Source organism: Kitasatospora sp. LaBMicrA B282 (genome assembly GCF_050325825.1).
Lineage (GTDB): Bacteria > Actinomycetota > Actinomycetes > Streptomycetales > Streptomycetaceae > Kitasatospora.
In genome coordinates this window covers 1-8,231 of sequence record NZ_JBNQTI010000259.1, presented here as the reverse complement: position 1 = coordinate 8,231, position 8,231 = coordinate 1, and the positions used below count along the sequence as shown (strand labels likewise).

At 72.1% G+C, this 8,231-nt stretch carries 7 protein-coding genes and 1 pseudogene; 4 read left to right on the top strand and 4 right to left on the bottom strand.

Going from position 1 to position 8,231, the window contains the following annotated elements; genetic code table 11:
- Positions 1 to 350, bottom strand: a pseudogene (locus ACQRUO_RS37335) (sigma-70 family RNA polymerase sigma factor); the annotation flags it as partial.
- A 233-nt stretch (positions 351 to 583) separates the two neighbouring features.
- On the opposite strand from ACQRUO_RS37335, the gene radA reads away from it, so the two are divergent.
- Both radA and disA read left to right on the top strand, forming a co-directional pair.
- Complete coding sequence (gene radA, locus ACQRUO_RS37330) at positions 584 to 2,101, top strand: DNA repair protein RadA (protein WP_428320626.1); 1,518 nt, start codon at positions 584 to 586, stop codon at positions 2,099 to 2,101.
- 168 nt (positions 2,102 to 2,269) lie between these two features.
- The gene (disA, locus tag ACQRUO_RS37325; protein WP_428320627.1) at positions 2,270 to 3,328 is read left to right on the top strand and encodes a DNA integrity scanning diadenylate cyclase DisA; all 1,059 of its coding nucleotides are present in this window, start codon (positions 2,270 to 2,272) and stop codon (positions 3,326 to 3,328) included.
- A 78-nt stretch (positions 3,329 to 3,406) separates the two neighbouring features.
- Here the strand turns inward: disA and ACQRUO_RS37320 are convergent, their stop codons facing one another.
- Together ACQRUO_RS37320 and ACQRUO_RS37315 are read right to left on the bottom strand one after the other, a co-directional pair.
- Positions 3,407 to 3,583: a hypothetical protein gene (locus tag ACQRUO_RS37320; protein ID WP_428320625.1), complete on the bottom strand. Its 177-nt coding sequence runs from the start codon at positions 3,581 to 3,583 to the stop codon at positions 3,407 to 3,409.
- Positions 3,584 to 3,685: 102 nt separating this feature from the next.
- Positions 3,686 to 4,576, bottom strand: a complete 891-nt coding sequence (locus ACQRUO_RS37315; RefSeq protein ID WP_428320624.1) for a hypothetical protein — start codon at positions 4,574 to 4,576, stop codon at positions 3,686 to 3,688.
- A 140-nt stretch (positions 4,577 to 4,716) separates the two neighbouring features.
- On the opposite strand from ACQRUO_RS37315, the gene ACQRUO_RS37310 reads away from it, so the two are divergent.
- Positions 4,717 to 5,610: an A/G-specific adenine glycosylase gene (locus ACQRUO_RS37310; RefSeq protein ID WP_428320623.1), complete on the top strand. Its 894-nt coding sequence runs from the start codon at positions 4,717 to 4,719 to the stop codon at positions 5,608 to 5,610.
- 115 nt (positions 5,611 to 5,725) lie between these two features.
- On the opposite strand, the gene ACQRUO_RS37305 is transcribed toward ACQRUO_RS37310, so the two are convergent.
- A complete protein-coding gene (locus ACQRUO_RS37305) occupies positions 5,726 to 7,339 on the bottom strand; it encodes an MDR family MFS transporter (RefSeq protein WP_428320622.1) in 1,614 nt (537 codons plus the stop codon).
- 332 nt (positions 7,340 to 7,671) lie between these two features.
- Between ACQRUO_RS37305 and ACQRUO_RS37300 the strand changes: the two genes are divergently transcribed.
- Positions 7,672 to 8,231, top strand: a 560-nt coding sequence (locus ACQRUO_RS37300) for a TetR/AcrR family transcriptional regulator (RefSeq protein WP_428320621.1), incomplete at its 3' end; no start/stop codon positions are given.

The following is an 8,231-nucleotide window of genomic DNA, read 5'->3' as shown; positions in this document are numbered from 1 at the left end:
GCCGCCGCCGGCCCTGCTGGTGCAGGCCGTGCCGCCGCCGACCCCGTCGCCGCCGACCCCGTGGCCAGCGGCTCCGTCGCCGCCGACCCCGTGGCCAGCGGCTCCGTCCCCGCCCCCAGCCGGCGCAGGCAGGCGTACCGGGCGACCGCGTAGTGCCAGGCGCGCCGCAGCCCGGGGTCGGTCAGCCGGGCGGCGTTGGCGGCGGCCAGCTCCCGGGTCTCGTCGAGGGCGGCGAGCGCCGCCGGCAGGTCGCAGAGCACCGAGAGGCAGTAGGTGTAGAGGCCGTCGCGCAGGCCCTCGAAGGCCGTGGACGGCGCCGGGGGCACCGGGGGGTCCGGACGGTGGTTCATCTTCCCGACGGTAGGGAGGTGTTCCGCCCCGGCCCGGCCACACGGGCCGCTTGTCCTTCTTTCGGGTAACAACACCGCGCGCGGCCCGCCACACGCCCCCAAGCCCCGCCCACCACCCGCCCCCCGCGCACCGCCCGCCCAGCGCCCCACCCCGCTCCCCACCGTCCACCGCCGCCCGCCCCGTCATCCACAGGCGCCCCCGACTGTCACCCCCACCCGCTACCGTGACCCCCATGGCAGCCCGCACCTCGAAGACCTCCGCCAAGCCCCGTCCGGCCTACCGCTGCACGGAGTGCGGCAACCAGCTGCCCAAATGGGTCGGCCGGTGCCCCGAGTGCAACGCCTGGGGCACCGTCGAGGAGTACGGCGCCGTCCCGATCCGCACCACCGCCGCGGGCCCGGTCAGCGCGCCGGCCCGCCCGATCGGGCAGGTGGACGGCCAGGTGGCCACCGCCCGCTCCACCGGCGTGCCGGAGCTGGACCGGGTGCTCGGCGGCGGCCTGGTGCCCGGGGCCGTGGTGCTGCTGGCCGGCGAGCCCGGCGTCGGCAAGTCCACCCTGCTGCTGGACGTCGCCGCCAAGGCCGCCTCCGCCAGCCACCGCACCCTCTACGTCACCGGCGAGGAGTCGGCCGGTCAGGTGCGGCTGCGCGCGGACCGGATCAACGCCCTCTCCGAGCACCTCTACCTGGCCGCCGAGCAGGACCTGGGGGCGGTGCTCGGCCACATCGAGCAGGTCAACCCGGGCCTGCTGATCCTGGACTCGGTGCAGACCATCGCCTCCGCCGAGCTGGACGGCGCCCCCGGCGGCCCGGCCCAGGTGCGCGAGGTGGCGGGCGCGCTGATCCGGGCCTCCAAGGAGCGCGGCATGGCCACCCTGCTGGTCGGCCACGTCACCAAGGACGGCCAGATCGCCGGCCCCCGGCTGCTGGAGCACTTGGTCGACGTGGTGCTGAGCTTCGAGGGCGACCGGCACGCCCGGCTGCGGATCATCCGCGGCGTCAAGAACCGGTACGGCGCCACCGACGAGGTCGGCTGCTTCGAGCTGCACGACGAGGGCATCGAGGGCCTGGCCGACCCGAGCGGCCTCTTCCTGACCCGCCGCGACAAGCCGGTGCCCGGCACCTGCCTGACCGTCACCCTGGAGGGCAAGCGCCCGCTGGTCGCCGAGGTGCAGGCGCTGATGGTGGACTCGCAGATCCCCTCGCCGCGCCGCACCACCTCCGGCCTGGAGTCGCCCCGGATCGCGATGATCCTGGCGGTGGTCGAGCGGCACGGCGGGGTCAAGCTCGGCAAGCAGGACATCTACACCGCCACCGTGGGCGGCGTGAAGCTCACCGAGCCCTCCGCCGACCTGGCGGTGGCGCTGGCGGTGGCCAGCTCCTCGACCGACACCCCGCTGCCCAGCAACCTGGTGGCGATCGGCGAGGTCGGCCTGGCCGGTGAGGTGCGCCGGGTGACCGGGGTGCAGCGCCGGCTGGCCGAGGCCCACCGGCTCGGGTTCACCCACGCCCTGGTCCCGCCGGACCCGGGCAAGGTGCCGCCGGGCATGAAGGTGGTCGAGGTCGCCGACATCGGGGAGGCGTTGCGGGCGATCCCGGGCCGCCGCCGGGCTTCCGGTCGAGCTCGGACAGAGCCCCGCTCGGAGCAGCGTTCGCAGACGAACGGAACGCCGTCGGTACCGGCTCCGGCCGCCTGGCCGGAGGATCTGATGACCGGCTGGGAGCCGGTCGATTCGGACGAACTGGGCTGACCGAGGGTCCGTCAGCGTGGCCGCACCGTAGACTTTGCCCTGTCCGGTACCAGAACGGGCAGTAGCGAACGAGGGACCGGGGCCACCGGGTGGCGCGGATCCGCCGGCCTAAGGAGTCATGTGGCAGCGAGCGACCGGGTCGAGAAGTCCCCGCGCGAAGAGGCCCTGCTGCGCTCCTCGCTGCAGGCGATCGCGCCCGGGACACCGCTGCGCGACGGTCTGGAGCGGGTGCTGCGGGCCAACACCGGCGGCCTGATCGTGCTGGGCTTCGACAAGACGGTCGAGGCGCTCTGCACCGGCGGCTTCGTGCTGGACGTGGAGTTCACCGCGACCCGGCTGCGCGAGCTGTGCAAGCTGGACGGCGCGGTGGTGCTGGACAAGGACATCACCAAGATCGTCCGCGCCGGGGTGCACCTGATGCCGGACGCCTCGATCCCCACCGACGAGACCGGCACCCGCCACCGCACCGCCGAGCGGGTCAACAAGCAGACCGGCTTCCCGGTGGTCGCCGTCTCGCACTCGATGCGGCTGATCGCGATGTACGTCAACGGCACCCGCCGGGTGCTGGAGGACTCGCCGACCGTGCTCTCCCGGGCCAACCAGGCGCTGGCCACCCTGGAGCGGTACAAGCTGCGGCTGGACGAGGTGGCCGGCACCCTCTCCGCGCTGGAGATCGAGGACCTGGTCACGGTCCGGGACGTCACCGCGGTGGCGCAGCGGCTGGAGATGGTCCGGCTGATCGCGGCCGAGATCGCCGGCTACGTCCTGGAACTGGGCATCGACGGCCGGCTGCTCTCGCTCCAGTTGGACGAGCTGATCGCCGGCGTCGAGCCCGAGCGCGAACTGGTCGCCCGGGACTACTTCCCCGAGCGCGCCGCCAAGCGCGGGCGCACCGTGCCCGAGGTGCTGGCCGACCTGGAGGCGCTCACCCACGCCGAGCTGCTGGACCTGCAGACGGTGGCCAAGGCGATCGGCTACTCCGGCTCGCCCGAGTCGCTGGACTCGGCGGTCTCGCCGCGCGGCTACCGGCTGTTGGCGAAGATCCCGCGGCTGCCGAACACCGTGATCGAGCGGCTGGTCGAGCACTTCGGCGGGCTGCAGAAGCTGCTCGCGGCCAGCATCGACGACCTGCAGACGGTCGAGGGGGTCGGTGAGACCCGGGCCCGCTCGGTGCGCGAGGGGCTCTCCCGGCTGGCCGAGTCCTCGATCCTGGAACGTTACGTCTGACCTGCGTCCGACCACGTCCGACAGGGGGCCGGCGGGTGTTCCCGTGGCCCGATCAGCAGGATCCGGCCGCCTGACCGGTCACTCGCCGCCGCCGCCCCCGCCTCCGCCGCAGGAGGAGCTGCAGTCCGACGCGAAGCCGTGCTGGACGAAGTCGACGACGACGAAGACGACGAACCCGATGGCGAACAGGATGAGGAGCCAGGCCAGCACACCCCAGGCCTGCTTGTCGCGTTCGTCTTCCCGCTTCTCGACCATGGAGCCACGCTACCCAGCAGTGGGCCACCCGTGCTCGGCTTTGCGGTAACCGGTTGCGTCGAGCGGCAGTTGAGGAATCGGACGGACCGTCAGGACGATCTGTCAGGACCCCGCGACCACCAGCTGAGTGGTGATCAGCGCCTTGATCGGGCCACCGGCCGGGCCGGTGAGGTCGACCTGCACCGAGTACTTGCCGATCGGCGCCGCAGTGCTGGCGGTCGGGCTCGGGCACGCGGGCTTGCTGTACGAGCGGTCCCAGGTGAAGGTCTCGGTCAGCACGTTGGCCGGGGAGACCTGGACCCACCGGCTCTGCTTGTCGGTCGGGCAGTCGGCCGAGGACCAGATCCGCCCGGTGGTCGAGCTGACGGTGATCGTCGAGGCGGTCTGGCTGAGGTCGACCCGGCAGGAGTTGCCCGAGGCGTTGTGGATCTTCAGCTCGAAGGTCGGCTTGTCCTGGGGCTGGAAGGACTCCTGGGTGCCGGCCAGCTCCAGGGTGAGCTGCGAGGCGATGCACGCGGGCAGCGCCATCACGTCGCTGGTGTTGATCGCCGGGGCGCCGCCCGAGCCGCCGCTGCCGCCCGAACCGGTGCTGCCCGAGCCCCCGGTGCCGCCCGCGGCGCTGCCGCCCGAGCCGCCGGTGCCACTGCCGCCGCCGGTGCCCCCGGTGCCGCCGCCCGCACCGCCACCCGAGGCGCCGCCGCTCGTCGCACCGCCACCGCCCGAGGCGCCGCCACTGCCACCGCTGCTGCCGCCCGGGTAGCTGTTGATCGCCGGACCGGTCGGCGTGGCACCCGGGGTGATCGACGCGGGTGCGGTGGGTGTGTTCGGCGCTGCCAGCGGCTTGGCGGCCGGCTGCTTGTCACCACCGCCCTGACCCATCGTCATCCACAGGATCAGGATCACCGCCACCACGAACGCGGCAATGACAACGACCCGACGCCGCCAGTAGATCGAGGCGGGCAGGGGTCCGACGGGCTGACGCAGAGAAGGCACGATCAAACTCTACGAGAGGCGGAGCACCGCTCGTCGCACCAACACCGCACTCGGCGGTCGATCTTTCAGATCATCCGGTATTTCCGCTGTTCGAGGGAGGGCGCTACGCCGGTCGGGTATGTGCGAGGATCGAAGACGCTATGGCGACAACTCCTGTGACCCCCGCCCCGCTGCTGCACTCGATCGTGCTCGACTGGTACCGGGAGCACGCCCGGGACCTCCCCTGGCGGACCCCCGACGCCTCGCCGTGGGCGGTGATGGTGAGCGAGTTCATGCTCCAGCAGACCCCGGTCAAGCGGGTGCTGCCGGCCTACGCCGCGTGGCTCGAGCGCTGGCCCACCCCGGCCGCGCTGGCCGCCGACCCGCCCGGTGAGGCGGTCCGGATGTGGGGCCGGCTCGGCTACCCGCGGCGCGCGCTGCGGCTGCACGCGGCGGCGACCGCGATCGTCGAGCGGCACGGCGGCGCCGTGCCGGACGACCACGCCGAACTGCTGGCGCTGCCCGGCGTCGGCGAGTACACCGCCGCCGCCGTCGCCTCCTTCGCCTTCCGCCAGCGCCACGCGGTGCTGGACACCAACGTCCGCCGGGTCCTCGCCCGCGCGGTGACCGGCGACGAGTACCCCGCCCAGGCCACCACCGCGGCCGAGCGCCGCACCGCCACCGAGCTGCTCCCCGACCACCCCGAGGTGGCCGCCACCTGGGCGGTGGCCGTGATGGAGCTGGGCGCGCTGGTCTGCACCGCCCGCAGCCCGGAGTGCGGGGCCTGCCCGCTGCGCCCGCACTGCGCCTGGGACCGCGCCGGCCGCCCGCCGCACCAGGGTCCGGCCCGCCGCGGCCAGAGCTACGAGGGCACCGACCGCCAGGTGCGCGGCAAGCTGCTCGCGGTGCTGCGCGAGGCGCACGGCGAGGTCCCGCAGCACCGGCTGGACGCGGTCTGGCCGGATCCGGTGCAGCGCTCCCGGGCGCTGGACGGGCTGATCATCGACGGCCTGGTCGAACCGGTGGGCCGGGGGAGCTACCGGCTGCCGCTCTAGGACCCGTGAACAGACCCTGTCCGCAGGGCCTGCGAACAAGGCCCGCGAACACGCCGACGGCCGGCCCCCGCGAGGTGCGGGAGCCGGCCGTCGGCGCATCCGGTGGCAGGTGGCGTCAGTGCGCCATCGCCTCCATGCTGCTGCCCTCCGACGCGCCCTCGGCGGGCTGGCCGGTGCCGCGCAGCGGGGTGCCCTTGAGGAACAGGGCGGCGGCGATCGAGATCACGCTGATCCCGGCGGCCCAGAGGAAGACCGAGTGGGTCGCGTTGGTGTACGCGTGGTGGAAGGCGTCCTGGACCGGCACGGGCAGCGCGCGCAGACGGGCGGGCGTCATCTGGTCGATGCCGCCGCCACCCTGGCCGCCGGCACCCGGCAGGCTCTTCTTGAGGCTGTCGGTGATCCGGTTGGTGAAGATGGAGCCGAACAGCGCCACACCGAAGGAACCGCCGATGGTGCGGAACAGGGTGGCGGTGGAGCTGGCCACGCCCATGTCCTTGAGCGACACGCTGTTCTGCGCCACCAGCATGCAGATCTGCATCAGGAAGCCCATGCCGGCGCCGAGCACCGCCATGTAGATGCTGGAGGTCAGGCGGGTGGTGTCGACGCCCATGGTGGAGATCAGCAGCGAGCCGCCGCCCATCACCACGGTGCCGATGATCGGGAAGATCCGGTACTTGCCGGTCTTGGTGACCACCTGGCCGACCACCAGCGAGACCACCAGCATGCCGAACATCATCGGCATCAGCAGCAGGCCGGAGTTGGTGGCCGAGGCGTTCTGCACAATCTGCTGGTACTGCGGCAGGAAGGTGACGCCACCGAACATCAGGAAGCCGACGATGAAGCCGATGACCGAGACCACGGTGAAGTCGCGGTTGCGGAACATGCCCAGCGGGAGCATCGGCTCCTGGACCCGGGCCTCGACGTAGCAGAAGCCGATCAGCGAGGCGGCGGCCAGCACGATCAGGCCGATGATGTGCTTGGAGCCCCACGCGTACTGGGTGCCGCCCCAGGTGGTGATCAGCACCAGCGAGGTGATGCCGATGGTCAGCAGCAGGGCGCCGAGGTAGTCGACCCGGGCGTTGGAGCGGACCTTGGGCAGGTGCAGGGTGACCATCACCACGGCCAGCGCGATGATGCCGAGCGGCAGGTTGATGTAGAAGATCCAGTGCCAGCTGAAGTGGTCGGTGATGAAGCCGCCGAGCAGCGGACCGCCGACCGTGGCGACGGCCATCACCGCGGCGAACATGCCCTGGTACTTGCCGCGCTCGCGGGGCGAGACCAGCGCACCCATGATCGACATCACGCCGACCATCAGACCGCCGGCGCCCAGGCCCTGGAGGGCGCGGAAGGCGATCATCTCGTTCATGTTCTGCGACAGTCCGGCCAGCGCCGAGCCGACCAGGAAGATCACGATCGAGGTCATGAAGGTGCCCTTGCGACCGTAGAGGTCGCCGAGCTTGCCCCAGATCGGGGTCGCGGCAGCGGTGGCCAGCGTGTACGAGGTGACCACCCAGGAGAGGTGGTTGGCCCCGTGCAGGTCACCGACGATGGTGGGCATCGCGGTGCCGACGATCAGGTTGTCGAGCATCGCGAGCATCATGGTGATGACCAGACCGATCATCACCAGGCGGATTTCCCTCGGCGAACGGTTCGGCCGCTCCTCGCCGGCCTCCCCCGCGACGCCTCCGGGCGGGGTTGCCGCCCTTGCGTCGACCTGCTGCTGTGCCATGGTGCCTCTCCCGAATGCGCGTCCGGACCGTCTGCCGGCACGTGGTGCCCGCTGCTGACGACCCTCTTGTTGTCGGCGTCGTGCTGTGCTTCGCTGTGCTTACTTGCCGACCGGCTAGTTATTGGTCAGATCGCACGGTAAGGTCTGGGTAAGCCGGGCGTCAAGCCGAATTCGGCCACGGCCGGCTGGACGGCGAGAATGTCCATGCGGTGTGGTCGGGTGAGACCCGATCGAGCCGGTTCCCCTCCCAGCTCAACAGGCAGGCCACGAAGCCAATGACAACGTCGCAGAGCCCCCGCGGTGACACTCGGGCCAGGATCGTCTCGGTCGCGTTGGAGCTCTTCTCCGAGCAGGGCTACGAGAAGACCTCGCTGCGCGAGATCGCCGACCGGCTCGGGGTCACCAAGGCGGCGCTGTACTACCACTTCAAGACCAAGGACGACATCGTCCACGGCATCGTCGAGTCGATGGCCGCGCCGATCGACGAGACCATCGCGTGGGGCGAGCAGCAGTCGTGGAGCCCCGCGGTCCGCGACGAACTGGTCCGCCGGTTCGCCGCCGGGATCGCCGAGCGGGCCCCGCTGCTGCGCTTCTTCCACGAGAACCAGCCCGCGCTGCGCGAGTCCCCGGCAGGGCTGGAGTTCCGGGCCCGGATGATCAAGATGGTGCACCTGGTGCACGGCCCGGGCGCCGCCTTCGAGGACCGGCTGCGCGCCACCATGGCGCTCTTCTCGGTGAACTCGGCGTTCTTCCTGCTCAAGAACGACAACGACGCGGCGTGCCAGCCCGGCGGCCCGCCGCCGCCCTCGGCCACCGAGGGCGAGGCGATCGCCGCCGCGCTCACGGTGGCCCTGGAGATCGCCGCCCGGATCGATCCGGGCGAGCCGGTCGG

Coding starts and splice junctions, on each gene's coding strand:
- radA (WP_428320626.1), top strand. CDS start 584: ATGGCAGCCCGCACCTCGAAGACCTCCGCCAAGCCCCGTCCGGCCTAC.
- ACQRUO_RS37320 (WP_428320625.1), bottom strand. CDS start 3,583: ATGGTCGAGAAGCGGGAAGACGAACGCGACAAGCAGGCCTGGGGTGTG.
- ACQRUO_RS37310 (WP_428320623.1), top strand. CDS start 4,717: ATGGCGACAACTCCTGTGACCCCCGCCCCGCTGCTGCACTCGATCGTG.
- ACQRUO_RS37305 (WP_428320622.1), bottom strand. CDS start 7,339: ATGGCACAGCAGCAGGTCGACGCAAGGGCGGCAACCCCGCCCGGAGGC.